The organism is Methylotenera sp. (assembly GCF_030684185.1).
In the GTDB taxonomy this organism is placed as follows: Bacteria; Pseudomonadota; Gammaproteobacteria; order Burkholderiales; family Methylophilaceae; genus Methylotenera.
On sequence record NZ_JAUXOY010000017.1, the window covers coordinates 31,974 to 57,779 of the forward strand.

A 25,806-nucleotide genomic window follows, 5' to 3' on the forward strand; every position below is an offset into this window, starting at 1 on the left:
TTTAATTGACTATTCTTAATCTAAATTCCTTCATGTGCGGCTATTGCTGCTGAAATAGCCGCAGCAATCATTTCGGGTGGTATCTCATTTGCATAATTTGTTAGCTCCGGGTGCGACTCAACAAAACTGGTGTTGAAATTAGCATCTCTGAAATCCTTATGCTTTAAAATCTCTTGATAGTAAGGAATGGTCGTTTTAACCCCATAAATCAACATATCATCTAGTGCACGGCGGCCACGCTCAATCACACTATCCCAATCCAGAGCCCAAACGGTGAGTTTGGCGCACATAGAGTCATAATAGGGCGGAATGACATAGCCACTATAAATCGCTGCGTCCATACGCACACCTGGTCCGCCTGGGGCATAGTAGCGCGTGATCTTGCCAAAGCTCGGTAAAAAGTCATTTTTTGGATCTTCCGCATTGATGCGAAACTCCATGGCGTAACCCCTAAACTGCACTTCTTTTTGCTGGTATTGCAATGGCAGGCCATAAGCAACACGAATTTGCTCTTGTACAATATCAATGCCGGTAATGGTTTCTGTCACAGTATGTTCAACCTGCAGGCGCGTGTTCATTTCCATAAAGTAAAATGTATTATCTGAGTCTAATAAAAACTCTACAGTTCCAGCATTCTCATAACCGACGGCTTTAGCTGCTTTTACCGCTAAACCACCAATGTATTCGCGTTGCGCTTGTGTAAGTTGCGGAGAGGGTGCAATTTCAATCAACTTTTGATTACGCCGTTGAATTGAGCAGTCACGTTCAAATAAATGAATGACGTTACCTTGTGAATCCGCCAGAATTTGTACTTCAATATGGCGAGGCGTTACAACACATTTTTCCAAAAATACTTCAGGTTTACCAAAAGCCTTACTCGCTTCAGAAATGACGCGGTCATAATTGCTTAAAAGTTCTTTTTCGCTATCACAACGGCGTATGCCACGCCCACCACCACCGTTGGTAGCTTTTAACATCACAGGGTAGCCAATTTTTTTAGCCAAAGCTACCGCCTCTTCCAAATTGGCTAAATTGCCATCACTGCCAGGTGTGCAAGGGATTCCAGCGCTAGTCATGGCGTTTCTAGCCTGAATTTTATCGCCCATTTGACGAATGACAGATGCGTTAGGTCCAATGAACTTAACGCCACGGCGTGCGCAGATTTCAGCTAATTCTGGATTTTCTGATAAAAATCCATAGCCTGGATGAAGCGCGTCGCAACCGGAGGCTACTGCAAGATTCACAATCTTATGGGCATTCAAATAACCAGCAACTGGATCCGCACCAATGTTGTAAGCTTCATCTGCCTTTTTAACATGAAGCGCTTGACGATCGGCATCCGCATAAATCGCCACAGACTTAATACCCATTTCTGAGCAAGCGCGTACAATACGCACTGCGATTTCACCGCGGTTAGCTACAAGAATTTTTTTGAACACGTTACAACCCTTAAATTTGATACTCAAACTCAGCAATTGTAACATGCGTATTCTTATTGCTAAATCCCCAACACTAATTTTTAGGGTACTAAAAAAATGAGTATGCATTCAATATTGATAGACAATCTTGCTTTTTCTAAAAAAAATGAATACCTAAAAGGCGAATTGTCCTTAGAAGACTGCCCTCGATTGTATGAACTTTTAAAACCTTCGAACGCCACTTCCGTGCAAAGCTCGAGCACCCTTGGTTCAATTGGCTACATATTGCAAGGTAAGTCAGATGCGGCTGGGCAGCATTTGTTGCATCTGTCATTAACTACAAATATAACGACCATTTGCCAGCGCTGTTTAAGTAAGATGCCACTTAAACTAAACCTAAGCTTCAATTATTTAATTGGTAATGTAAGTGATACCGATGCAGAGGCTGTTGATATTGATAATAGTGACGATTTTGACTTGCAGCAAGCCAGCAAGTCTATGGATGTTGTTGCGTTAATCGAGGATGAAATTATCATGGCCATGCCAATTGCACCCAAGCATGAAGAAGGTTGTATAGAGCTGGTAACCCAAAGCGGGGAAAACCCAAATCCATTTGCGGCATTAAAAGGTTTAATTAAGCCTTAAAAGCTGATTAAAAGCTGACAAAAGCTACGTTTTATATTATAGTGCCGCTCTAGCAGTTTAACGTAATCTTAAATTAGTGATGCAAAGTAGTATTTTATGCATTAGTTTGTATGTAATTGAGATGATGTTTTAATCATTTTATTGGAGTTTAATATGGCAGTTCAGCAAAACAAAAAGTCACCATCAAAACGTGGTATGCACCGTTCACATGACTTTTTAGTCAACCCAGCTTTAGCAGTTGAGCCTACAACAGGCGAAACTCACTTACGTCACCACATTAGCCCGAACGGTTATTATCGTGGTCGTAAAGTAATGCCGTCAAAAGGCGAATAACAGTACTATCGAATTTGATTTTCAAATTATATCTAACTAGAAAAATCTAGAATTAGAAGTTTGAATAGATACGCATCGATCTCATTAGCGCCGCGCCATTATTGGGGCGGCGTTAGTGTTTTTAGTGCGCTAATTAATACAGCTCATTGAATCAGCAAGTAGCTTGTATTAGCTAATGGCAAACTGAGTATAACTACCGAGTAAAATTATGGATATTACGCTCGCAATAGATGCAATGGGTGGCGATCATGGCCCACATATCACCATTCCCGCCGCGCTTAAAGCGCTTATAGAAGATGATGAACTCAATATTGTATTGGTTGGCTTAAAAGACGCTATCGAATCTGAGCTAAAAGCCCGTAAAGCGACTACAGGTCCCAGGTTACGTATTCATCATGCAAGCGAAGTAGTTACTATGGATGAGTCACCACAGCTTGCGCTTAAGAATAAAAAAGATTCTTCCATGCGCGTGGCTGTTAATTTAGTGAAGAGTGGCGAGGCGTCTGCTTGTGTCAGTGCAGGCAATACAGGGGCCCTTATGGCGACCGCACGCTTTGTGTTAAAAACCTTGCCTGGTATTGATAGGCCAGCGATTGCAGGTATATTTCCCAGTCAAAAAGGTAAGACTTATATTTTGGATTTAGGTGCAAATGCTGATTGTACAGCAGATCAGTTATTGCAATTTGCCGTGATGGGTAGCATGTTGGTTTCTTGTGTTGAGCACAAGCCGAATCCTACTGTAGGCTTGCTCAACATTGGCTCTGAAGAAATTAAAGGCAATGAAGTTGTAAAGCAAACAGGCGAGCTGCTGAGAAAAAGTCACTTGAATTTTTATGGCAACATAGAAGGCAATGATATTTTTAAAGGTACTACAGATGTCGTGGTATGTGATGGTTTTGTAGGTAATGTTACACTTAAAGCTTCAGAGGGTTTAGCTCAAATGATGGGGCGTTTCCTTTCGCAGGAATTTAAGCGTAATTGGTTAACCAAGCTCATGGGCTTGGTAGCTATGCCAGTACTTAAGGCATTTAAAAGTCGTATGGATCCCCGTAACTACAATGGCGCCAGCTTTTTAGGTTTGCGTGGTATCGTAGTGAAGAGTCACGGTGGTGCTGACGTCGTTGCATTTTTAAATGCTATTCATACGGCAGTTGAGGAATCACGTAGTGGTGTGCTAAAACGCATTACAGAGCAACTTGAAATAGAGCATATACAATCGCAACACGCCATTGCGTCCAATACAGATATTGTGGATAACGAATGACACACTCACGAATTACAGGAACAGGAAGTTATCTTCCGAAAAAAATACTCACCAATGCTGATTTAGAAAGCATGGTCGACACCACCGATGAGTGGATTTTTACACGTACCGGCATTCGTGAGCGTCACATTGTGGCAGATGACGAATCCACTAGCGATTTAGCGCTGCATGCTGCACGTAACGCCATTGAGTCCGCAGGAATAGTAGCTAACGATATTGATTTGATTATTGTAGCTACCACAACACCAGATAAGATTTTCCCTAGTACGGCTGTGATATTACAAAATAAACTGGGCATTGCTGGCTGCCCGGCATTTGATATACAAGCCGTGTGCAGTGGATTTGTATACGCACTTGCAACCGCTGATAACTTTATTAAATCTGGTGCTGCTAAATGTGCTCTGGTGATTGGAGCAGAAACTTTTTCCCGTATCGTTGATTGGACTAACCGTGGAAACTGTATTTTATGGGGTGATGGTGCTGGTGCGGTGATATTGCAAGCCAGTTCAGAGCCGGGTGTTATTTCTACTCATTTGCATGCGGATGGGAATTATGAAAAAATGTTACATGTGCCTCGAAACGATGACCCCAACGGTCGTGATACCGTGGTAATGGAAGGTAATGGTGTTTTTAAAGTCGCAGTGAATACGTTAGACGCAATCGTGGATGAAACTTTAATCGCCAATGGCATGCAAAAATCAGATATTGACTGGTTGGTACCACATCAGGCAAACATTCGTATTTTGCAAGCTACCGCAAAAAAATTAGAGATGAGTATGGATCAAGTGGTGGTGACGGTAGATAAGCATGGTAATACCTCTGCTGCCTCTATACCGCTGGCACTGGATGTAGCCGTTAGGGATGGACGTATTAAACGTGGTGAGATTGTTCTGATGGAAGCTTTCGGTGGCGGATTTACCTGGGGTTCTGCCTTAATTAAGTTTTAAACATCGAATTAAATGTTTAAAACGAAAAATCTATTTACACCAGTCTGTTAATAGCTACTGCAACTAAATTACTAGCACATTAAAATTACTAGCACATTAAAAATCATATGAAAAAATTAGCATTTCTATTCCCTGGTCAAGGCTCGCAATCAGTAGGCATGATGGCTGGTTTCGGAGACTCGGGTATTATTCGCAATACTTTTACCGAAGCCTCTGATATTTTGGGGCTTAATTTTTGGTCGATGGCTACTGAGCCGAATGAAGGCATTAACGAAACCACTAATACACAGCCCATTATGCTCATTGCTGGCGTTGCTACATGGCGTGCATGGCAAGCGACTACAGGCAAGCTCCCAAGTGTGCTTGCTGGTCATAGTCTTGGTGAATATACTGCGCTGGTTGCATCTGGCGCTATTTCATTCGCAGAAGCGCTACCCCTGGTTTCTTATCGGGCAGAAGTGATGCAAAGCGCTGTGCCTGCTGGCGTCGGTGCAATGGCGGCAATATTAGGCTTGGATGACGATGCTGTGCGTGCTGTCTGTGCTGAAGCTGCGTTAAGTGAAGTATTAGAAGCTGTTAATTTTAATTCACCTGGTCAAGTGGTCATTGCTGGCAACAAAACGGCGGTAGAACGCGGTATGGAGCTTGCGAAAGCAAAAGGTGCTAAACGCGCACTCCCATTGCCGGTAAGCGTTCCTTCGCATTGCGCACTTATGAAGCCTGCCGCTGTAAAACTTGCAGAATACTTAAAAAATGTAACTATACTTACGCCTCAAATACCTGTCATGCAAAATGCAGATGTCGTTGCATTTCAAGATGGCGATAAAATTAAAGATGCTTTAGTTCGCCAGTTATATAGCCCCGTCCGTTGGGTGGAAACTGTACAAGCCATTCACGCACAAGGTGTAACGCAAGCTGCAGAATGTGGGCCTGGTAAAGTATTGGCAGGTCTGACTAAGCGTATCGTCGCTGAGTTGCCATGCGTCGCATTAACGAATAATGAAGCTTTATTTGACTTGCAAGGTCAGTTGTAATTTAGCGCTGCTAATAATTAGTAAATATAATATATTCAGGGGATTACCATGTTAACTGGACAAATTGCTTTAATAACAGGCGCAAGCCGTGGCATAGGTGCAGCAATTGCGCTGGAACTTGGTGAACAGGGCGCAACTGTTATTGGAACGGCAACTTCAGCCAATGGAGCGGCGTCTATCAGCAAAGTTTTGGCTGGTGCCAATATCAAAGGTGAGGGCATGGCCCTAGACGTTAACGATGCTGCACAAGTGGAAGCTACTTTGAAAGCGATTGCTGAAAAGTACGGTGATGTAAGTATTTTGGTTAATAATGCGGGAATCACTCGTGATACTTTACTGATGCGCATGAAAGATGAAGATTGGGATGCTGTTATCAGTACCAATTTAACCTCAGTATTTCGTATGAGCCAGGCGGTATTGCGCCCGATGATGAAGGCACGTACGGGCCGTATTATCAGTATTTCATCAGTAGTAGGCCATATGGGAAATGCTGGTCAGACTAACTATGCCGCGGCAAAAGCTGGCATGACTGGTTTTACAAAATCTTTGGCCGCTGAAGTAGGTAGCCGTGGAATTACTGTTAATTGTGTTGCGCCAGGTTTTATTGATACTGATATGACCGCAGAGTTGCCTGAAGATATCACCAATAAAATGCTGGCGCGTATTCCTGCGGGGCGGTTAGGCAATGTTAAGGAAATCGCCGCTACGGTGGCCTTTTTAGCATCTCCAAATGCAGCTTATATTACCGGTGAAACGATTCATGTAAATGGTGGTATGTTAATGGTTTAAATCTGTTGATTAATTCATCAAATTAATTCAGATAAAATTTTTGTATTGATTAAGTTTTTGGTATTCTGTTCGAGTTTTGGTAGAATACTGTCTTAGCTGATAAAGCTATTTTTAATAAAAGGGGTAATTAGATGTCTGACATCGAACAACGCGTTAAAAAAATTGTTGCAGAACAACTTGGTGCAAATGAAGCTGATGTTAAAAACGCTTCATCATTTGTAGATGATTTAGGTGCTGACTCACTTGATACAGTTGAGCTTGTAATGGCACTTGAAGAAGAATTCGATTGTGAAATTCCTGATGAAGAAGCAGAAAAAATCACAACTGTTCAATTAGCGATTGATTACATCAATACTAACCTCAAATAAATATACGTAAGTTGTAAGCGCTTTTAAAGCTAATTACTTTGAAGCCATTTACAACGATGCAATCGCTTCAAAACCCAGTAACCATTTCACAATTTTTTGTAAAAGGTTTCTGGGTTAATCATTTTTAAGAGACTTTCTTTATGTCTAAACGCAGAGTCGTCGTTACTGGTCTTGGTGTGGTTTCACCTGTAGGTATTGGTGTTAAAACTGCATGGGATAACCTTATTGCTGGTAAATCTGGCATTACACAAATTACCAAATTCGATGCGAGTGCTTTTGCATCCACCATCGCAGGTGAGGTAAAAGACTTTAATCCAGAAGATTTTATAACCGCAAAAGACGCCCGACGAATGGATACGTTTATTCAGTTTGGTCTTGCTGCCGCAATTGAGGCGGTAAAAGATTCCGGAATAGTCGCTACAGAAGAAAATGCGGAGCGCATCGGTGTTTCGATTGGCTCTGGAATTGGCGGAATGCAATTTATTGAAGATACTGACATCCTTTATCAAGAGTCAGGTCCTCGTAAGATATCTCCGTTCTTTATTCCTGGCACGATTATTAATATGATCTCCGGTAACCTGTCAATTATGTTTGGCTTTAAAGGCCCTAATGTCGCCATTGTTACTGCTTGTACAACTGGCACGCATTCGATTGGCGATGCTTCTCGAATGATTGAATATGGTGATGCAGATGTAATGATTGCTGGTGGTGCTGAAGCTGCGATTACTCGCTTAAGTGTGGGCGGCTTCGCTGCCTCACGTGCACTTTCAACACGTAATGATGACCCTGCAACCGCAAGCCGCCCATGGGATAAAGACCGCGATGGGTTTGTTATAGGCGAAGGAGCAGGCGTAATGGTGCTTGAGGAGTATGAGCATGCAAAAAAACGTGGCGCAAAAATCTATGGAGAACTCAGTGGTTATGGCATGAGTGCGGATGCGTATCACATGACTGCGCCTAATATGGACGGGCCACGTAGGTCCATGCGTAACGCCATGAGCAACGCGGGTATTGACCCAAGTGCAGTGCAGTTTATCAATGCACACGGTACCTCTACGCCACTGGGAGACTCTAACGAGACCAACGCAATAAAAGCTGCATTTGGGGAACATGCCTACAAACTGGTGGTCAATTCAACCAAGTCTATGACTGGACATTTACTGGGTGGTGCGGGCGGTTTGGAGTCAGTATTCACTGTGCTTTCTATTTATAATCAAGTGTCACCACCTACAATTAACATATTCAATCAGGATCCAGAATGTGACCTGGATTACTGCGCAAATACCGCAAGAGATATGAAGATTGAATATGCGCTAAAAAATAACTTTGGTTTTGGCGGAACTAACGGTAGCTTGGTTTTTAAAAAAGTTTAAGCATTTAATAAAGATACACTCACTTTTAGCCTGCGAATAAAATCGCAGGCTTTTTTATTCTGCTTACATGTTGGTTAATTGACCTTTGCTATGGTTTAATTAGGGCTTATGAATAGCGCACATTCTTATATAATTAATGGTGATTTCAATCAGGTGATTACACCGCTAGATCGCGGTTTTGCTTACGGCGATGGGGTTTTTCGTACGATGTTAATGCGTAATGGGCAACCTGAATGCTGGCCATTACATTACCAAAAACTGGTGGCAGATTGTGCCGCAATAGGTATCGTTTGTCCAAGTGCAGAGTTGCTGATGAATGATATGCAGCAATTAATTTCAATCAAAGAGCTTACGGATAATCTATCGAGTGTCATTAAGGTGATTATTACTAGAGGCGAAGGCGAGCGGGGTTATGCCGTGCCAGCTGTTACAAACCCTACACGAGTGATAGTCAAATCAGCAATGCCGAGTTATGCGAAAGAAAACTTTGTGATAGGCGTCAATTTGCATGTGTGCAAAACGAGGTTGGCAGTGCAAACTAAACTTGCTGGTATAAAGCACTTAAATCGCCTTGAAAACGTGATGGCACGCATGGAATGGCATGATGAAAACATATTTGATGGTGTCATGTTAGACCAGTATGAGAACGTTATTGAATGCACTATGAGTAATATTTTTGCTCGTTTTGATAAGGTATTAGTCACTCCGGACTTAAGTCAGTGTGGCGTGGCGGGTATGACGCGACAGCGTATTATGGGGCTGGTTTCATCACTTAATTTAACAGTTGAAGTTGAAGCATTGCCCTTGATAAAGCTAACTCAAGCTGATGAAGTGATTATCTGCAATAGTTTATATGGCGCATTTCAAGTAAGTAAAATTGGTCAGAATACCTGGTCACTGCAGTCGTTAGCCAAAAACATCAGAAACCTTCTAAGCTCATGATAAAAATTATAAAAAAATGGTTTTTACTAACCCTGATAGCTATTTGTATATTGGGTGCATTGCTTGCTTATTATGCAGCTTCACCTTTAAGACTACAGCCTAACAGCCAGGAAATCGTCATTCAGCCTAACAGTGGGCTTAAAAGCATCGCGAATCAGTTAGTTGAACAAGGGGTATTAACTGAGCCTTGGCGCTTTATCATTATCGCTAAATTGCTTAATAAGGAAAAAAATTTGCAGGCGGGTAATTACACCTTAAATAGAAATGTTACGCCTTATCAATTATTACTTTCGCTAAATCACGGTAAGGCAACGCAAGGCAGCGCTACCTTTATTGAAGGCCGTACCTTTCAGCAAATGCGTGATAGAATTAAAAAAAATGATGCTATAAAACAAACAATTACAGTGTTATCTGAACCTGAAATATTAAAACTTATGGGCTCAGAATATAGCATTGCTGAAGGGTTATTCTTTCCTGATACTTACTATTTTGATCGTAATACTGCAGATACCGTTATTTTGAAGCGTAGTTATGATGCTATGCAAAGTAAGCTGAAAGTGGCTTGGGAAAGACGTGAAGCTGGATTGCCCTACAAGAATAGTTATGAAGCATTAATTATGGCTTCTATTGTTGAAAAGGAAACAGGTAAAGCGAGTGAGCGGCCAATGATTGCCGGTGTATTTATCAATCGACTACGTATTGGTATGCGCCTACAAACTGATCCAACCGTTATTTACGGTATGGGGGCGCAATATAATGGAAACATCCGTAAAAAAGATTTACTAACAGATACCCCTTATAATACTTATACGCGTAACGGATTGCCACCTAGCCCAATCGCGATGCCAGGTATGGCTGCCATTGAAGCGGCTTTGCACCCAGAAAAAACGAAGGCGCTTTATTTTGTTGGTAAGGGTGATGGTAGCCACGCTTTTTCGAACAATTTAGAAGACCATAACCGGGCAGTAGTTAAATACCAATTAAAAAAATAAGTTGATTAGAAAAAATATACGAAATATGACAGCTAAATTTATTAAACCTAAATTCATTACACTGGAAGGCATGGATGGCGCAGGTAAAAGCACGCATATTGCTAACATTATCGAGATTTTAAAATCACAAGGGCGCGAAGTCGTATCAACACGCGAACCAGGCGGTACCGCCCTTGGCGAGCGTTTACGAGAACTATTACTACATGAAAATATGCATGCAGAAACGGAGACGTTACTTATGTTTGCTGCCAGACGTGAGCATATTGCAACTGTGATACAACCTGCGCTGATGAGAGGTGCTTATGTATTGTCTGACCGTTTTACAGATGCTACTTATGCATATCAATCTGGTGCAAAAGGTGTTGCTGCCAGCAAAATCCAATTGTTAGAACAATGGGTGCAAGGGAGTCTGCAGCCAGACATCACACTTTTGTTCGATGTACCTGTAGAAGTGAGCATGGAAAGGCTAGCCAGCGCACGTACACCAGATAAATTTGAACGGGAAGGTGCGGATTTTTTTACCCGTATTAGGGGAGCTTACTTGCAGCGAGCCAAAGATAACCCAGTAAGATTTAGAATAATTGACGCTAACAGGCCTTTAGATAAAGTTAAGAAATCAGTTGAAGATATTATTTCAACCTTATGATTAATTTTAAAATAAATGAATAGTTTAACTAAAATTTACCCTTGGCAAGCTGATGTTTGGCGGCTTGTTAATCAAGATGATAAGCGCAGGGCACATGCTTTACTGTTGCATGGTCGAGCTGGAATCGGGAAGTATGATTTCGCAAGATGTTTAAGCCAAGCGCTTTTATGTGCGCATAAAGATGATTTGGGTCATGCTTGCGGAAAATGCTCAAGTTGTAATTGGTTTAATGAAGAAAGCCACCCTGATTTCCGTTTGTTAAGCCCGGAACAAGAGGCCGATACTGATGAAGAGAGCTCAGCTTCCAAAAAAACTAAGAAAAAAACACAAATTTCAGTGGCGCAAATTCGTGAGTTGAGTGATTTTTTAAGCCTATCCAGCCATCGTAGCGATGGCTTACGTATTATATTGATTCATCCAGCAGAAGCGTTGAATTTGGCTTCTGCTAACGCTTTATTAAAAATGCTCGAAGAACCAGCAGAAGGTGTCGTTTTTATTTTAGTGGCGCATCAATTGCAACGTTTATTGCCAACTATTATAAGCCGTTGCCAAAAAATCAATATGCCTATGCCTTCAGATATGCAAGCATTGGCTTGGCTTAACGAGCAGGGCGTAAAAAATGCCAAGGAACAACTAGCTTATTTGGAAGGTTCGCCAATCAAGGTGTTTTCTGAGCAATTACAGTTTGCGCAGCTTACAGAAATATGGCGGTTATTAGCCCTTGGAAGCAAATTGCAACCACATATTGCAGCACCAATGCTTATTGCCAGCTCAGTAGAAATAGGTGTAATTGCTTTGCAAAAATGGATTTATGATATTGTCGCTATTCGATTTTCTCAACAATTACGTTATCACGCAGCGCATGCAACAGCTTTGCAAGCACTGGCAGACAAGGTAAACTTAGCTAGCTTGTTTCAACTGCAAAAAAAAGTAGATAATTTACGTAAGTTGGCGCTTCATCCACTCAATCATGAATTGCAAATGGAAAGCCTGTTGCTGGAATATACTCGAATTTTTCAACCTAATTAACAGGTTAATTCACATTGCTGCATTTTAATTAGTAGGAAACAATAATGGCTGAAAATCTAGCAGATAATATTACAACCGCCCCGAAACCAGGAGTTCTATCACTCGCGATTAAAGAAAAAGCGGCGCTGTATGCCGCCTATATGCCTTACCTTAAAGGTGGAGGGTTATTTATTCCGACCAGTAAATCTTTTAAAATTGGTGAAGAAGTATTTATGCTATTAAGTTTAATTGATGACCCTATGAAACTAAAGGTTGTTGGGCATGTGGTTTGGGTTACACCAGCTGCTCAGGCAGGTAGGCCACAAGGGGTCGGTGTGCAGTTTAGTGATAGAGATGGTGGTTTAGAAGCCAAAAATAAAATAGAAAACTTATTAGGAAGCGCACTCAAATCATCACGTCCTACTAACACGATGTGATTTTGATATTTAGCCATGCTTGTTGATTCACACTGTCACCTTAACTTCCCTGAACTTTTAGAAAAACTGTCAGACATTAAGCAGTCTATGCTTGATAATGAAGTAGGGTATGCATTGTGTATTTCAGTCACATTACCGGATTTTCCGCAAGTATTAGCTTTGGCAGAAGCCAATGACAACTTTTTTGCCTCTGTAGGGGTGCATCCAGATTACGAAGATATAGATGAGCCGACCGTAGATGAGCTATTAAAGCTGGCAAATCATCCTAAAGTGATTGCTATAGGTGAAACAGGTTTAGATTACTTCAGGCTTACAGGTGATTTAGAATGGCAGCGCTTGCGTTTTCGTAACCATATTCGCGCTGCAATAGCATGCGGTAAACCTTTAGTGATACATACGCGCAATGCAGCTGAGGATACGTTACGCATCATGCGTGAAGAGAATGCACAAAAAATCGGTGGAGTAATGCACTGTTTTACTGAAAGTTTAGATGTTGCCTTACAAGCAATTGAGCTAGGGTTTTATATTTCATTTTCTGGAATTGTTACCTTTAAAAATGCGTTATCAATCAAAGAGGTAGCTCAGAAAATTCCTTTAGATAGACTGCTGGTGGAAACAGACTCTCCATATCTGGCCCCTGTTCCATATCGGGGTAAAATCAATCAACCAAGCTACGTCAAAAATGTAGCTGAAGAGATTGCAAGGTTAAGAGACATATCGTTTGAAGAGATTTCGATAGCTTCCACGGATAACTTCTTTCGTTTATTTAGCCATGCAACCGCATACAAAACATGACTAAAAATGCTGATATGAAATCGAGCGTAAAGTGCAATTAACCATGTTGGGTGTTGGTTCAAGCGCGGGAACACCAATGGTTGGATGTCTATGCGCAACCTGTACATCTAGCGACCGACGTAACAACAGAACGCGTTGTTCTAGCTTAATTCAGTTAAATAATGGCAAGGTAATATTGATAGACACAAGCCCAGACCTGCGGCAACAAGCATTGAGAGAAGGACTTACGCAAATAGATGCGGTGCTATACACCCACACGCATGCTGATCACTTGCACGGTATTGATGATTTACGCGGGTTTTGTCAGATTCAACGCAGTCAAATCCCCCTTTACGGCAGTTATGATGCCATGTCACATATATCTGACAAGTTCGGCTATACATTACGTGAGGCTAGTAACTTTTGGGATTTACCAGTACTGAAAGTTAATCCGATAGATGCACCATTTGAGCTATTTGGACAGCTCATAATCCCAATACCACTCAAACATGGTAACAGTGGTATTTACGGATACAGGATAGGTGATATGGCTTATCTGACCGATGTTTCAAGCATTCCAGAAAGTTCACTAGCGCTATTGTGTAACTTAAAAATATTGCTATTGGATTGTCTAAGATATACGAAACACTATACTCATATTAATGTTGAACAAAGTTTGTACTATGCTGGTCTTATACGTGCGAAATCAACTTATCTGATACATATGACTCATGAGCTTGAATTTGCAGCTTTAAGTAAACAGTTACCAAACAATGTTTTTGTAGGTTACGATGGACTTAAATTATTTATGGAATAGGTCAGCTAAACAAATTTATGTACGTTATGTAGGGTGATAGTTTTTATGTTTTAAGTACCTTTTTTGTTTTAATTAGGACTATTTAAAATATAAATGAGATAATTACAGCTTAATAGGGAGATTTAATAAATGCAGTTTACTTTGAATAATATAATATTGAAATTATGTATAAGTATTGCTACAGCAATATTTTTTACTACGGCTGTAGGTCAAGTTAACGCAGCACCAGTTAGTAAAACATATACTGAGGATCAATTTTTAGATACCTTTAGTGGTAAAACAAAAAAATTAGTTACTGCAAAATTAGGTGCGCCATTTAAAAAAGAATTATCTGTAAAACCAGCAGGCGCAGCTGGTTTTCTGGGTAAGGTTGGTGCCGATGAAAAAAACTCTAAGCGCGTGAATGTTGAAATGTGGTACTACAAAAATATAGTTAAATACGACCCTAAACGTACTTACAAAGAAACTGAAATTACATTTGTTAATGATAAGGTAATGAACATCGCTTTTTTCAATAACAGATAATTTTCTGGTATCGATTAGGTGGAACATAATAAAGCCAGTGCTAAACACTGGCTTTATTTACATGCAACTTACTTCGTATAATGTATAGGAATACAAATTCAATTTAACTGCTTTTAGTGCCTATTTTTAAAAATACAGGGTTAAATTTTCGATTGGTCATCAGCCGTTGAAAGATTTTCAGGCTCCCTTCGTAAAAGCGGAGTTTTCAAAATCGTTAATGTTCCGACTTTTTATACGCCTTTCGTATCGGTTATAACCCAGCATCGGACCGCGTTTACCCATGACGATTTGAAACGGGTAATTGATACGCCAGAGCTTGCCAAACTTAGTGCCTTTCAATTTCCCATCCAGCAGCATCTGACGGACACGCCGCGTTGAGGTGTGAAACAGCTTGGAAGCTAAGTCCACATTGACTGCAACCAGCTTACCATCAAGCATAAATTCACCGTCCCTTGTCGGCTTTGGTGTTTCATAGTTTGAGGCGGAATAGTTTTTTAGCATAAGAAACCCCTGAGAGCTAATACTGGCAACGGATACAAAGGGGTTGCCAGTAAATATGTTTTAACCCGTGGGTGAAGAAGTGTGCATGTTATAAGACACGCACACTGCCTAAAACACCAGGTTAAACCCAAAACCTTAAAACCGTCGGCAGGGCGCGCAATGACCTTCAGCAAGCTACCAACCTTAACCGCACGCGATAAACTGCGCCTCAATGCGAAATGGCGCAAGTCTACATGGGGGAACCGAGTTCCCCCATACCTCATAACACCATTTAAGGCGTTTTGAAGCGTTTTTAGGGGGTTAGTCATGTTTACCCCCTAACACCAAGCGTAAAAGCGGTTTAAAGTCGATTACGTGCGCCGCTTGCCGTTTTGTATTTCGGCGTTCATAATCCGCTTGCCAGTAACGCGCCATCGTAAAGTAATGAGAAATGTAAGTGAGTTCATGTTGTCGGAAAGGTCTACCCACGGGCGACCAAAGGGTGTCACCTTTGATTACCCAACCTTTCCAAGCCGACGACAACAATGCACCATTGGCAAGGCAGCGCAGCAGCTTAAACGCAGAATAGGGGATGCGGGTCGCACCGCATTCCCAATGCGCTATCGTTCTACTGGTCACCTGAAGCAACTTGGCAGCATCTTCAACACTCAATCGATTCATCAATCTAACTTCCTTAAATTTTTCTCTATCAATGGGCTTGTATGGCTTGCGTTTGTACTTTTTGCGCTTCACCAACGAAGTTGACTAGGCACAATTTTGGCGGGCGGGTAAATCCACCAATGCTTAGTCCTGACGTGTTGACGGGCACCAATAACGCGACCTTGATTGCAATATTTGCGTAGTAGATTGTATGAAAGACCGTTGCTATCAGCAAAGCTGCGCAGGCTAACTGGCTCACATTTGGAAGATTGGAAGGCAGCGTGATTAAGCCTAGATTCAGCGATAATCATAATCAAGCCGCCTTGACCAGATTTACGTCAGCTATGCGCTTGACGTAAATCTGGTCAATCCAGCTTTGCATGCGCATAAGCTTTTCTTCGGGGGACGGTTTCAGATGCTCCCAGAACACATCACAGGTGCGTTTTAGAAGCTTGGGGTTTTTGTGAGGAAATCCAGATTCATGAGCGTAAAGCCCTTCATCAATTAGTTTAGCGAGTAACTCTAATTGAAGTCTAGAAAGCTGAATATTGTAATTTTGTTGCGGTGTAGCGTTTGCCATTTTGGCTCCTTTTGGAAGAGACCAAAAGCAGGGTTGAAAATGAATAACTGTTCCGCAAAATAATATACTGTACTTCGTATAATGTATAGCGATTCAAGTTTAAATTTCCGCTTTTGGTGCATGGTTTAAAAAATACTGCGATTAAATTTTCGTTCGGTAATCAGCCGTTGAAAGATTTTCAGTCCTTTCGTTTTTTTTCTTTTGGAGTTCACTATCAAGTGTTCCGTTTATTCTTTGGCACATAATCCCTAAACAATCGACCTTCATTCTGCCTTTGAAGCATGTGTGGCCCACGTCGGCCAGTGGTTAATCGGTAGGGGTAGAGAATCTGCCAAGCCTTGCCCCTTTTATTGCCAGCCAAACGACCGTCGCTTAATAATTTGCGGATGCGTCGAGTAGAAACCGAGAAATAAATAGAGGCTTTTTCAACCGTCACAAAGCTAAATTGAAACAGATTATTTGCGGAATAGTTTTCTAGCATAGTTAAAAGCCCTCAAAGTCAATATTGGCAGGGATTACAGCAGGTTTTAAGAGCTGGTACAGGTTCTCCCGAGGGAGAACTTGTACGGGTGTTACAGTAAACCCGTCGCCCCAATTCTGCCCGCCGTCTAAAGCCGTCGAGCAACCCCTCAAACCCTTAAACCCAAAACCGCTAGCAGGGCGCGAAATTACCTTTGGCAGAATACGCCAGGTCAACTCACGCGAAATAATGCGCAGAAGGCCGTTATAGCGCTGTCTACATGGGGAACTGCGTTCCCCATACCCCAGCATCAAATTCGCGCCTTCACCCTGCGGGAAGGCAACAACAGCAAAGTTCATACAGCACCCCCAATAATCAAGCGAAGCGGAGTTTTTTTCGGGTCTTGTCTTGCGGTGTTTCGTCGTTCATAATCAGCTTGCCAGTAACGCGCCATCGTAAAGTAGTTAGAAATGTAGGTGAGTTCATGTTGTCGGAACGGTCTGCCCACGGGTGACCAAAGGGTGTCGCCTTTGATTACCCAACCTTTCCAAGCCTGAGGCAACAAGGCACCATTGGCTAGGCAGCGCAAAAGCTTAAACGCGGAATAGGGGATGCGGGTCACTCCGCTTTCCCAGTGCGCTATCGTTCTGCTTGTCACCTGTAACAGCTTGGCGACTTCATCAACACTTAATCGGTTCATCATTCTCACTTCTCTGAATTGCTCTCTATCAATGGGTTTGTATGGCTTGCGCTTGTATTTTTTGCGCTTCACCAGCGAAGTTGACTAGGTACAATTTTGGCGGGCGGGTAAATCCACCATTGTTTAGTCATAACGTGTTTACGAGCGCCAACGATACGACCTTGCAGGCAGAACTTGCGGAGCTGGTCGAGCGATAAGCCAGTGGTAACAGCAAAAGTGCGTAAGCTAACAGGTTCACATTTGGGAAGTTTGGGCGCATGGTTTGTCATCATGCAGCCCCAGATAATTCAGCATGTGCGCATACGCCCGCTGACGCGAATCGACTGCGCCCCCGCTGAATTTTTTTGACCCAGTTCTCAAAACGTTTTTGTTTTTCGTCGGCAGAGGGTTGGAGATGTTCATAAACCGCATCAAAGGTGCGTTTTAATAACTGGGGATGCGGATGTGCATAGCCGGATTCAAGAGCAAAAATTTCTTGCTCAAGCATTTTTTCAAGAAGCTCCAATTGTGAGCGAGTGAATGAAACATTAAATCTTTTTTGCGGTGTAGCGTTTGCCATTTTGTACTCCTAGAGGCATACGCCAAAAGCAGGGTTAAAAATGAATAACTGTTCCGCAAAATAATATACTGTACTTCGTATAATGTATATTATGTAAAATAATACACCTTCAACAAAATCACATAAAAGGGATTATTTTATGTGCTATCACACCGACTTATTCGGCGATGTTATCGTGTTAAAAAGTGACGTTCTATTATGGCTTGATGAGGTTGCGCATTTGCGCAACCGCACTAAATCCACGCTAGAACAATACTTTAAAAACTTTGATGTAATAAATAAAATAAAGTTATCAAAACTTAATGGTTTATTCTATTCTGTTATATCAAAATATGAATCATCCGAAAAATATAACGATTGCGAATTACAAGTGCTTGAAACTGTTTATAAAAAAGTTTTAGACGAAAAAAAACCAGCTTGTCCTAGCTGGTTCCATGTGTGTAATAATTTTGAATGTGTGGTATTTAAACAACAAATAAAACGCGATAAAGCCCGCGCTAAATATTTAAAACGTACTATTTTAAAGTCTTAGTTTTTTTTGCATTAGTTCTATATTCTAATAGCTTATAAAACGCCAGCATTGATATAAGGTAACACCATATAAATGATTGTTTAGTATCACACTCATAGAGGTATATTGCTGATAAAAACAATGTAGAAAATATAGCTATCGTTGGTAACACCACACTAATTATAATTTTATTTAGTTCCATTTTTATATTTTAACCCTTGTTTTTAAAAATACTATCCCTTAACCCATCGCCTTTGTTCTCTATGTGTTTCCCTGTATTTTCTCTGCCTAAGTTTATTGCCTTCACGCCTTGTTAATCTCTGACCGTATGCCGATGATGTTAGTTTATATCCAAAAATAGTTTTAGTGTCCATTTTATTCATTATCGCCATGAATGTATTTTCTGCTAATGTCCAGTATCTGAGAAACTCTTGAAAATCTTTAATATATTTCTTTTTCGCCGCCGCCAAGAGTTTGCCTTTTTCTCTATAGGCAACTTCCGATATTTTTAAAGAGAACTTATCTATCATCTGAGTTTTAACTTCTCTAATTAGTTGTGTTGGCGGCGTTTCTAATATGCTTCCTACTTGTAAATTAAGTCTTGTATTTAATTCTGCCACTAAAAAACTATCTATATCGCTCTTTATGTTGTCAGGCGGGAATAATGGGCTAAATATTATTGTTTCTTTTCCCATGGCTTTTGATATTTTCTCGTTTACAATGTCTGCCATCCATTCACCTAATTCCTCTGCTAGGGTTTCACTGTAAAAATTATCAATGTCGCAAGTTATGCCATATTTTAATTCTAGTTTTTCTGAAAAAGTTTTAGCCGCCGCCGCGCCCGCCGCCGTTAATATCGCCTCTTTATCTAAACTTTCTACTACGTTACCCAATATCTTAGAAAGCCACTTTCTAACCGCCTCTTTCATATTTAAAATTATTTCAGATCCCTCTACAGCCCCTTTTACATAAACAAGTGCCTTTAATCCTGCCTTGCCCGCGCCTCCAAATATAGGCGCGATTACATCAAGAGTATCATTCACCGCCGCGTCGTGGTCTTCTTTAGATGAATACGGATACCATCTTTGCTCTTCGGTTAGTTCTTCTTTCCTTGTATATAATTTTTTAAACGGGTTTATCATAATGGTTTAGCTACCAAAATTAAATCCCATGATGCTAATACTACCGTGCCAGTTCCACCCCCTTTTAATAATAATACCACCGAAGAGTTAGAGGCTGATTTGCTTATATATAAATTTGTTGAGTCTGCCGATACACAAATATTAGCTGTTGTTGTTGGTCTTGCTAAATCCCCTACAGAATAGCCTAATGCCGCCACTTTACATTCAGCGTAGATCTCTAATGACAATGGTCGCCCACCCATTCCATGCGCCATTGATGTTTGCAGGGCTGTTGATGTTAAAGGCATTTTTAATATAACCGCCGCTCCTGCCAAACCCACTAATTGATTCCAATTGTTAACGCCATTGCCTATTTTTAATAGCTTTCGCGTTTCGTCATATGCCAATTCTCCATCCTGCAAAATTGGATTGACGCTTGAAAGATTAACTCCACTATCGCGCCTTAATCTTATTATGTTTGCCATTAACCCGCCGCCCCGCCGCCGTCAATTACAATTAGCGTTAAATCAGGCGCGTTTGTTAAATTTAAATAATTGCCATCAAACAATTCAGGTTTGCCTGTTAAATTTGCATAAGCACCATCAAACAATTCAGGTTTGCCTGTTAAATTTGCATAAGCACCATCAAAAGCTGTTAATGCGGGTGCATTTAATAAATCGTTATAATCCGTTTTTAGCCACACTAATTCATTCCATGTGGTTGACCCATCCCCGACCTTCTGCCTCTTGCTCGTTTTATCGTAACCGATTTCTCCATCCTGTAAAATCGGGTTTTGCGCCGACCAGTTAGTATCACTATCTCTTCGCATTCTAATTCTTTGACCCATTTTCATTTTCCTCTAGTTAATTATAAAATATTGCTATTTACTTGATTTTTAATTTATTGCATTGCCGCCATCAATAAAATAATCTTCATTATCTTGCCACTGCCCTAAATTTCTATCTGTTAAAGTTTCAATCTCTAATGCCAAGTAATCTTTTGGAGTGTTTGCGTTTTTGACTGTTAGCGCATCAATGTGAACCTGTTTCGTTAATCTGCTTTTACTTGCGCGTATAAGGTTGCTCTCAATCCAGTATTTTGCATTTACTTCATTTTTAAACGAAAACTCATTGCCGTTACTACCCACTAAAATATAATTTATGCTTTCTAACTGCCAAAATCCATTTTTCTCAATTGGCAAAAAAACTTCATTCTCAAAATGTAATTTTAGGCATGTGAACGGTAAAACTTTTATTTTTAAAGCCATTTTTTTCCCCGTATTCAAAACTATTAAAAAATCACTTTAAATTTTGAAAAATTATGTTTTTTTTCATTTTTTTAAATGAAGCCAGTTGTCGAGGGATATTAAAATTGTATCGTTACGCGTAACGAAGTTTTAAACAAGTTCCTAGGGACGATTTTTCGCTTGCTTGCTTATTTAATCATTATTATCATTCCGCGCTATATCAGTCACGCCTAAAATAGTGCCTATCGCCCCTGCAATTAGTGTGATTTGTTCAGGGTTTGAGAAAATACCTAAAGCACCGCCTAATAAAGCAATTCCGCGCCATGTTGAATGTTGTTTTGATTGCCTAATCGCCCAAGGACATACGGACGCGCAAAATGTTGGTATTTTCATATTTTATTTTTCACTTTTTATTGTAATTTTTTATTAAAATTCTAAACTTCAAAATGTCCTGTTTCCTTTAATTTGCCAGTCCATCGCCCCGCCCAAAGCAAGCCCACACTTTCGCCAATTTTTCCAGCCTCTAAGAATGCGTCTTTATTATTCCAGTCGCACTTTCCATTTGCCAAAACGCAAAAATCGAAAGCCAGCCCAAAATTATGCTTACTTTTACCGCCTTTTAAATTTGTTAAAATTTTGCCCGCTTTTGTTCTTCCACTTTGCCAAAGTTCGTCTTGTTCTTCACTTGTTCGCAACGTGCATACTATCAATATATCTATGCCTTTCTGCTTGCATAGCTCGACAAACCTCAAAGCCTTCATTTTAATCTCTGGCTTTAAATCGTTAATATCTCTTGATGACATAAACTACCTATTTATTCCTAAATAAAAAAAGTGGCGAGTCCCTTTGTTTTAATCGCTTTCACTCGAAAAACGCCAATCCCCGCCACTTAATACCGCACCTACTTAAACGATTGCGTTAAATCGCGCAATTTCATTTGTATAGTACGTTTCAATTGCTAAAACGGCGTTCTTTTTAGTAACTAAGCTTGCGTACAATGCCAATAATGCCGCATTTGGGCTTGTGTGATAGCCTTGCGCCTCTGCCGCTTGCACTTTAGCAAGTGCATTTGTTTTATTGTCTAATAAGCCATCTTTAAGTTTTTGAAACTTAGTTTTTTGTTTTAGCGCATCTGCAATAGGGTCAGTAGGTGGCACAAAAGCTTTAGATAGCTTCACCGCTTCATCTATGTTAATGCTTATTGTCTGAACATCATTAAACGCGCCATTAACCCATTTGATAATGTCATCAAGTGCGCTAAATGTCTTAACTTCACCGTCATCCGTAGAAGGCGTGAATGTTTTATATGGTGACGCAACATCGCCAGTTTGAAATGTTACATTTGCTTGAAACTTTAAATTTTTAATATCTGTTACTTTGGCATCAATTGCAATTCCACCACTAAATAACCCACTTGATAACCCAATTGCGCTTTTCTGATTAGCGCGGTTTGCTGACAATACCATAGGCATATAAATCCTTTTTTAAATTAAAATTATTTTACATCTGCCTATTTTTTAAGCAGTTGTAAAGTTAATCTATCCTAACAAATAAAAATGATTTTGTGTAAGTTACAGTTATTTACACAAGTCCGAGGGCGCAAGCGGCTTTCGCCGCTCGCTTAAAAACAAAGTCAAAACCTTAAATACAAAACAATAAATATTGATATTCTGCTAATTTTTTACGAAAATTGTTAATTCCCATTACAACTATCACATAGTCAATATCTTTGTTTTGATATAACCTGTTATCCCCATGTTCTACTTTTCTATACCCCGTCATACCAATTGCAATAAGTTTTGCCAACAATAAATCTTCGGCGCTTATATAAACTTCCATTTTTCTCCTCATGCCTGCACCCATTCCGCTCGATTAGTTGCCACTACTTCAAACCCAAATCGCTCCCCCACGCCTAGCACTTTAAACGATAGCGTATCACCATACCGACCATGCACATTTAAAACGTCATAATCAACCATAAACAAACTTTTACGCGGCGGCGTTTCAAGCCCGCCCATACTTTCAATAAATTGCGCAAAGTTTGCCTTTATGTCGCCGTTCTTTTGGCACGCTTGCCATGCTTTTACAAATTCAGGTCTTTTGCCCTCCAGCTTGCCCTCATCCACTCGACGCAACTCTCTCCACACTGAAACATAGTGCCCGCCAATCTGCTGAAACTGCCTAATGCGCCAACACGCCGCCCACGCTTCAACACGCTCGTACAAGGTCTCACTCGAATGCATCTCACTTTCATCCGACTTCTCTCCATCGCCTAACCCTCCGATATTTTTTAATACATACTTAAGAACATAACCAGCCGCGCTACCTTTAAGCGGGTTAATACTCACAAATTTAACTCTATTCTGTTTAGCTCCTGCTTCATCACCACTATCCGCCAAAAAATGCAACCTAAAAGCCCCGCGTATTTTTTCTTTCAACTTATCGCACTTGCGATAAAATAAAATTAAATGCCAGTGTGGTGTTCCATCATGATGCGGCTCTGCAATTCTCAAACCATAAAATCTAACGCCATTTTTTGCCAGTAAAGCCCTAACCCGCGCCCAGCATTCAACTAAATACTTTTGCGCATCGTCTGGCTTAGTTCCATCATATTTTTGATTAGCTTTTCCATTTGCAAGTACCGCGTGCATTCTTGAGGGAGTTGTCACCGTTACAAATTCAGAGCTATGCCCATACTTTGTTGCTAATTCCTCAAACCCTCGCATGCGGGTAACAAGTTCCGCTCGTCTATTCTCATGGTTAGACGTGCCAGTCGCCGCTATTGCGCCTAAACTCATTACTTCACCATTTGCCGTGTTTACCATATTGATATTTTCTAGAGTTTCAATATTGCGCCTACGTTGTGCCTTTCGCCTTTCTAACGCATCGTCTGAACAGTAAACTTCCGCTCTTTTTGAAACTAAACCCGCGTTCAATGCCGCACCCTCTGCTCTTTTATTATGCGCAACCCGCAACCCGCGCAACCACCAAGATGCATCACTTAACCGCGCCAAAATCTGCTTTCTATCGTGTTCAATTGGATAGCGCACGTTTAACTCAAAACATAAAGCCTCTAGAGTTTCATATAGGTTAAATGCTTTAGACACACCCCCCCTAGTGGTTTGCTCGCTCATAAGAACCCTAACCCGCGCTACCATATCAACCGATAATAAGATTAAATCGTCATCTGACGCACCAATATCAATAGACCCCTTAGTGGCATCACTTAAATCCAGTAACCATAAGTTTGCCTCTTTTAGGCTTTTTTCAGCTTTTATAGCGTGTTGCTTGCGTGCGGTATTTCCCCACTTTCTAGGTAATTTCAAAATGATATTATCAACAAATTGCACTTGTTCACGTTCACGGTTGTATTTCATTTCGCGCTCGCTTTATTGCTATACGCGTAATTCGCAACTCTCTTGTTTTTCTCTAAAGATAAAGTTGTATCTAAAATGTATATATAAGAATTGATAGTGTTAAGCGCAAGTAAAAATGACCTATGTTCTATCTCGTTACCCTTCAATATTGGAATTATCGGTAATAATTGCGTTAAGTTATGGCGCATCAATTCCACAGCTTCAGCTAAATATGCCGCGCCTCTAATATCTAATGTAGGGTGATTGCTGTTATTCATGGGTGAAAGATTGTTACCCATGTTTAAAGCTGGTATTTTTTCAGGTGATAAAACTTTGTAAACTGCACTATCTCGCAACATAAAAGCCTTTCTTATGTCGCTTTACAAGCCCGCATGATTAGCGCACTATTTAATGCTTATTACAAGATTTTGCTGTGTGTGTATATTATGTAAAATCACGCACTTACACTAAAATCGCATATAAAAAGGTAGTCGTTAATTAATTTTATATTTTATGAGTCGATCAATACTAAGTTTACCCGCCCCGCCGAAAAAGAGTGGCAAAAGCATCACAAGATATATTAGGGGCAATTTGTAATTTCCAAATCCATCACCTTCTTCATCAATAAATCGATAGCCATTCAGCAGTTCGTTCAAGCTAGTCAAATTCTCAGGCAAGTGCACCGTTACTATAGCGACAACTGTAAGAATCATTAATGACAGTGTAAAAAACCTTGTGGCGAAACCGAATACCAAAGCAAATGCGCCAACTATTTCAAAAAATGTAGCAATACCCCAGCTAATATCTGGAGGTAATAAGTTAAATGGAAACGGGAAATCTAAATCAGCAAACCAATTTGTACCATGCAGCTTTTCAAAGCCAGCTTCGCCAAACTCCCATGCTAAAAATAAGCGCACTAATAACGGGGGGATGCTATCTGAAATGGCAATAAAATAGTTTATGACTGTTTTGTATAGGTTGTATCCAGTTAATAATAATTGGTTATTGAGCATTTATGTCCCCTTGCATCTCTCTAATAGTGAATTAACCCGAGTAAGAAGATTTATTTACTCGTGTGATGCAAATTAGTCGGTGGGAAGTCTATATACTTACAACATATTTTGATTTGAGTTAAGTACTAACTAGAATTTACACTTGGCTAGTTCGAACTTTATTGACGGATTTCGTGGCTTTTAAATATTTATAATAGATTCTGATACCTAGCAGAACTACTAAAATAACTGCATAGAATAATGGCTCGCGTATATCTTTTTTTACTAGCCACCAAAAATGTACTACGGCTAAAATTGCAATAACATAAACTAACTGATGTAATTGCTTCCAGTGATTGCGTAAGCGCTTCATCATGGCGTTATTGGATGTTATTGCAAGCGGAATCGTCAAAATAAATGCGGCAAAACCCACTAATATTCGTGGGTGCTTGGCTATGTCTTTAGTGATTTCAGCCCAATCAAAAGAAAAATCAAGCCATGCATAAGTAATAATATGTAAGCACGCATAAAAAAACATGAATAAACCTAACATACGCCTAAGTTGAATTTGCCAACTGCGTCCAGTAAGCAGTCTAATGGGCGTTAGACTTAAGGTTGTCAATAGTATGAATAATGCCCAAAATCCCGTGGAACGCTCAATAAACTCAACTGGGTTGGCAGACAAATTATCTTGGTAACCTAACCAAATCAATCGAGAAAATGGGATAAAACAAAGTATAAAAACAGATACTTTAATCCAGAGTATTTGCCTTTTACTAGGGATATTCGACAAAGAAGTTAACATGTCTGGCTGGTTTTAAAGTTTTTA

General features: G+C 40.5%; 39 protein-coding genes. 17 read left to right on the top strand and 22 right to left on the bottom strand.

Features of this window, described 5'->3' with window-relative positions:
• Nucleotides 1–20: 20 nt before the first annotated feature.
• Nucleotides 21–1,439, bottom strand: a complete 1,419-nt coding sequence (locus tag Q8J82_RS07885; protein ID WP_304892095.1) for an acetyl-CoA carboxylase biotin carboxylase subunit — start codon at nt 1,437–1,439, stop codon at nt 21–23.
• A 96-nt stretch (nt 1,440–1,535) separates the two neighbouring features.
• Here Q8J82_RS07885 and Q8J82_RS07890 point away from each other — a divergent pair, with 96 nt between their 5' ends.
• From Q8J82_RS07890 to Q8J82_RS07965, 16 genes are all read left to right on the top strand, one after another.
• The gene (locus tag Q8J82_RS07890) at nt 1,536–2,063 is read left to right on the top strand and encodes a DUF177 domain-containing protein (RefSeq protein WP_304908456.1); all 528 of its coding nucleotides are present in this window, start codon (nt 1,536–1,538) and stop codon (nt 2,061–2,063) included.
• Between the two features lie 153 nt (nt 2,064–2,216).
• The gene (gene rpmF / locus Q8J82_RS07895) at nt 2,217–2,396 is read left to right on the top strand and encodes a 50S ribosomal protein L32 (RefSeq protein WP_304892093.1); all 180 of its coding nucleotides are present in this window, start codon (nt 2,217–2,219) and stop codon (nt 2,394–2,396) included.
• A gap of 208 nt (nt 2,397–2,604) precedes the next feature.
• Nucleotides 2,605–3,660, top strand: coding sequence for a phosphate acyltransferase PlsX (plsX, locus tag Q8J82_RS07900; RefSeq protein ID WP_304892092.1), 1,056 nt, complete (start codon nt 2,605–2,607; stop codon nt 3,658–3,660).
• On the top strand, nt 3,657–4,607 hold the full coding sequence (locus Q8J82_RS07905) for a beta-ketoacyl-ACP synthase III (protein WP_304908457.1): 951 nt from the start codon (nt 3,657–3,659) through the stop codon (nt 4,605–4,607). Before plsX ends, Q8J82_RS07905 begins: the two co-directional genes overlap by 4 nt.
• 107 nt (nt 4,608–4,714) lie before the next feature.
• The gene (gene fabD, locus Q8J82_RS07910) at nt 4,715–5,641 is read left to right on the top strand and encodes an ACP S-malonyltransferase (RefSeq protein WP_305328074.1); all 927 of its coding nucleotides are present in this window, start codon (nt 4,715–4,717) and stop codon (nt 5,639–5,641) included.
• 48 nt (nt 5,642–5,689) lie between these two features.
• Nucleotides 5,690–6,430, top strand: coding sequence for a 3-oxoacyl-ACP reductase FabG (gene fabG / locus Q8J82_RS07915; RefSeq protein ID WP_304892089.1), 741 nt, complete (start codon nt 5,690–5,692; stop codon nt 6,428–6,430).
• 131 nt (nt 6,431–6,561) lie between these two features.
• Entirely contained in the window at nt 6,562–6,798 is a 237-nt protein-coding gene (gene acpP / locus Q8J82_RS07920; RefSeq protein ID WP_015832083.1) for an acyl carrier protein, read from the top strand.
• A gap of 140 nt (nt 6,799–6,938) precedes the next feature.
• Nucleotides 6,939–8,171, top strand: coding sequence for a beta-ketoacyl-ACP synthase II (gene fabF, locus Q8J82_RS07925; RefSeq protein ID WP_305252539.1), 1,233 nt, complete (start codon nt 6,939–6,941; stop codon nt 8,169–8,171).
• A gap of 108 nt (nt 8,172–8,279) precedes the next feature.
• Nucleotides 8,280–9,113, top strand: coding sequence for an aminodeoxychorismate lyase (gene pabC, locus Q8J82_RS07930; RefSeq protein ID WP_305328075.1), 834 nt, complete (start codon nt 8,280–8,282; stop codon nt 9,111–9,113).
• Nucleotides 9,110–10,105: an endolytic transglycosylase MltG gene (mltG, locus tag Q8J82_RS07935; protein WP_304908460.1), complete on the top strand. Its 996-nt coding sequence runs from the start codon at nt 9,110–9,112 to the stop codon at nt 10,103–10,105. Before pabC ends, mltG begins: the two co-directional genes overlap by 4 nt.
• A 25-nt stretch (nt 10,106–10,130) precedes the next feature.
• Nucleotides 10,131–10,751 carry a dTMP kinase gene (gene tmk / locus Q8J82_RS07940; protein ID WP_370653584.1) on the top strand — a complete coding sequence of 207 codons (621 nt, stop codon included), beginning with the start codon at nt 10,131–10,133 and terminating at the stop codon, nt 10,749–10,751.
• A gap of 15 nt (nt 10,752–10,766) precedes the next feature.
• Nucleotides 10,767–11,780 (top strand): DNA polymerase III subunit delta', encoded by a 1,014-nt coding sequence (holB, locus tag Q8J82_RS07945; RefSeq protein ID WP_305328076.1) that lies wholly within the window; start codon nt 10,767–10,769, stop codon nt 11,778–11,780.
• Nucleotides 11,781–11,824: 44 nt separating this feature from the next.
• Entirely contained in the window at nt 11,825–12,196 is a 372-nt protein-coding gene (locus tag Q8J82_RS07950; RefSeq protein WP_304892084.1) for a PilZ domain-containing protein, read from the top strand.
• 15 nt (nt 12,197–12,211) lie between these two features.
• Complete coding sequence (locus tag Q8J82_RS07955; RefSeq protein WP_304892083.1) at nt 12,212–12,991, top strand: TatD family hydrolase; 780 nt, start codon at nt 12,212–12,214, stop codon at nt 12,989–12,991.
• 31 nt (nt 12,992–13,022) lie between these two features.
• Nucleotides 13,023–13,787 (top strand): MBL fold metallo-hydrolase, encoded by a 765-nt coding sequence (locus Q8J82_RS07960; protein WP_304892082.1) that lies wholly within the window; start codon nt 13,023–13,025, stop codon nt 13,785–13,787.
• A gap of 129 nt (nt 13,788–13,916) precedes the next feature.
• The gene (locus tag Q8J82_RS07965) at nt 13,917–14,312 is read left to right on the top strand and encodes a hypothetical protein (RefSeq protein WP_304892081.1); all 396 of its coding nucleotides are present in this window, start codon (nt 13,917–13,919) and stop codon (nt 14,310–14,312) included.
• A gap of 177 nt (nt 14,313–14,489) precedes the next feature.
• Here Q8J82_RS07965 and Q8J82_RS07970 read toward each other — a convergent pair whose 3' ends face one another.
• The 9 genes from Q8J82_RS07970 to Q8J82_RS08010 form a co-directional block, all read right to left on the bottom strand.
• Entirely contained in the window at nt 14,490–14,813 is a 324-nt protein-coding gene (locus Q8J82_RS07970; RefSeq protein WP_305328077.1) for a hypothetical protein, read from the bottom strand.
• A gap of 300 nt (nt 14,814–15,113) precedes the next feature.
• Complete coding sequence (locus tag Q8J82_RS07975; RefSeq protein ID WP_305328078.1) at nt 15,114–15,545, bottom strand: VC1465 family Xer recombination activation factor; 432 nt, start codon at nt 15,543–15,545, stop codon at nt 15,114–15,116.
• Nucleotides 15,542–15,763, bottom strand: a complete 222-nt coding sequence (locus Q8J82_RS07980; protein ID WP_305328079.1) for a hypothetical protein — start codon at nt 15,761–15,763, stop codon at nt 15,542–15,544. The genes Q8J82_RS07975 and Q8J82_RS07980 overlap by 4 nt, the downstream gene beginning before the upstream one ends.
• A 2-nt stretch (nt 15,764–15,765) precedes the next feature.
• On the bottom strand, nt 15,766–16,032 hold the full coding sequence (locus Q8J82_RS07985) for a hypothetical protein (protein ID WP_305328080.1): 267 nt from the start codon (nt 16,030–16,032) through the stop codon (nt 15,766–15,768).
• A gap of 214 nt (nt 16,033–16,246) precedes the next feature.
• Nucleotides 16,247–16,513, bottom strand: a complete 267-nt coding sequence (locus Q8J82_RS07990) for a hypothetical protein (RefSeq protein ID WP_305328081.1) — start codon at nt 16,511–16,513, stop codon at nt 16,247–16,249.
• A 2-nt stretch (nt 16,514–16,515) separates the two neighbouring features.
• The gene (locus tag Q8J82_RS07995; protein WP_305328082.1) at nt 16,516–16,803 is read right to left on the bottom strand and encodes a hypothetical protein; all 288 of its coding nucleotides are present in this window, start codon (nt 16,801–16,803) and stop codon (nt 16,516–16,518) included.
• 44 nt (nt 16,804–16,847) lie between these two features.
• On the bottom strand, nt 16,848–17,264 hold the full coding sequence (locus Q8J82_RS08000; RefSeq protein ID WP_305328083.1) for a VC1465 family Xer recombination activation factor: 417 nt from the start codon (nt 17,262–17,264) through the stop codon (nt 16,848–16,850).
• Complete coding sequence (locus Q8J82_RS08005; protein ID WP_305328084.1) at nt 17,261–17,464, bottom strand: hypothetical protein; 204 nt, start codon at nt 17,462–17,464, stop codon at nt 17,261–17,263. The genes Q8J82_RS08000 and Q8J82_RS08005 overlap by 4 nt, the downstream gene beginning before the upstream one ends.
• Nucleotides 17,461–17,751, bottom strand: coding sequence for a hypothetical protein (locus tag Q8J82_RS08010; protein ID WP_305328085.1), 291 nt, complete (start codon nt 17,749–17,751; stop codon nt 17,461–17,463). Before Q8J82_RS08010 ends, Q8J82_RS08005 begins: the two co-directional genes overlap by 4 nt.
• A gap of 175 nt (nt 17,752–17,926) precedes the next feature.
• Here Q8J82_RS08010 and Q8J82_RS08015 point away from each other — a divergent pair, with 175 nt between their 5' ends.
• Nucleotides 17,927–18,283 (top strand): hypothetical protein, encoded by a 357-nt coding sequence (locus Q8J82_RS08015; protein ID WP_305328086.1) that lies wholly within the window; start codon nt 17,927–17,929, stop codon nt 18,281–18,283.
• Nucleotides 18,284–18,495: 212 nt separating this feature from the next.
• On the opposite strand, the gene Q8J82_RS08020 is transcribed toward Q8J82_RS08015, so the two are convergent.
• The 12 genes from Q8J82_RS08020 to Q8J82_RS08075 form a co-directional block, all read right to left on the bottom strand.
• Nucleotides 18,496–19,404, bottom strand: a complete 909-nt coding sequence (locus Q8J82_RS08020) for a hypothetical protein (protein ID WP_305328087.1) — start codon at nt 19,402–19,404, stop codon at nt 18,496–18,498.
• Complete coding sequence (locus Q8J82_RS08025; protein WP_305328088.1) at nt 19,401–19,868, bottom strand: hypothetical protein; 468 nt, start codon at nt 19,866–19,868, stop codon at nt 19,401–19,403. Before Q8J82_RS08025 ends, Q8J82_RS08020 begins: the two co-directional genes overlap by 4 nt.
• On the bottom strand, nt 19,868–20,212 hold the full coding sequence (locus Q8J82_RS08030) for a hypothetical protein (RefSeq protein ID WP_305328089.1): 345 nt from the start codon (nt 20,210–20,212) through the stop codon (nt 19,868–19,870). Before Q8J82_RS08030 ends, Q8J82_RS08025 begins: the two co-directional genes overlap by 1 nt.
• A 66-nt stretch (nt 20,213–20,278) precedes the next feature.
• Nucleotides 20,279–20,650: a hypothetical protein gene (locus tag Q8J82_RS08035; protein WP_305328090.1), complete on the bottom strand. Its 372-nt coding sequence runs from the start codon at nt 20,648–20,650 to the stop codon at nt 20,279–20,281.
• 171 nt (nt 20,651–20,821) lie between these two features.
• Complete coding sequence (locus Q8J82_RS08040) at nt 20,822–21,022, bottom strand: hypothetical protein (protein ID WP_305328091.1); 201 nt, start codon at nt 21,020–21,022, stop codon at nt 20,822–20,824.
• A 41-nt stretch (nt 21,023–21,063) separates the two neighbouring features.
• Nucleotides 21,064–21,432, bottom strand: coding sequence for a M15 family metallopeptidase (locus Q8J82_RS08045; RefSeq protein WP_305328092.1), 369 nt, complete (start codon nt 21,430–21,432; stop codon nt 21,064–21,066).
• A 102-nt stretch (nt 21,433–21,534) separates the two neighbouring features.
• Complete coding sequence (locus tag Q8J82_RS08050) at nt 21,535–22,101, bottom strand: hypothetical protein (protein ID WP_305328093.1); 567 nt, start codon at nt 22,099–22,101, stop codon at nt 21,535–21,537.
• A 169-nt stretch (nt 22,102–22,270) separates the two neighbouring features.
• On the bottom strand, nt 22,271–22,492 hold the full coding sequence (locus tag Q8J82_RS08055; protein ID WP_305328094.1) for a hypothetical protein: 222 nt from the start codon (nt 22,490–22,492) through the stop codon (nt 22,271–22,273).
• Nucleotides 22,477–24,006 carry a replication endonuclease gene (locus Q8J82_RS08060; protein ID WP_305328095.1) on the bottom strand — a complete coding sequence of 510 codons (1,530 nt, stop codon included), beginning with the start codon at nt 24,004–24,006 and terminating at the stop codon, nt 22,477–22,479. The genes Q8J82_RS08055 and Q8J82_RS08060 overlap by 16 nt, the downstream gene beginning before the upstream one ends.
• Nucleotides 24,003–24,344, bottom strand: a complete 342-nt coding sequence (locus Q8J82_RS08065) for a hypothetical protein (protein WP_305328096.1) — start codon at nt 24,342–24,344, stop codon at nt 24,003–24,005. The genes Q8J82_RS08060 and Q8J82_RS08065 overlap by 4 nt, the downstream gene beginning before the upstream one ends.
• Nucleotides 24,345–24,479: 135 nt before the next feature.
• Complete coding sequence (locus Q8J82_RS08070; protein ID WP_304908461.1) at nt 24,480–24,998, bottom strand: DoxX family protein; 519 nt, start codon at nt 24,996–24,998, stop codon at nt 24,480–24,482.
• Between the two features lie 136 nt (nt 24,999–25,134).
• Complete coding sequence (locus Q8J82_RS08075; RefSeq protein ID WP_304892073.1) at nt 25,135–25,782, bottom strand: sulfite oxidase heme-binding subunit YedZ; 648 nt, start codon at nt 25,780–25,782, stop codon at nt 25,135–25,137.
• Between the last annotated feature and the right edge of the window lie 24 nt (nt 25,783–25,806).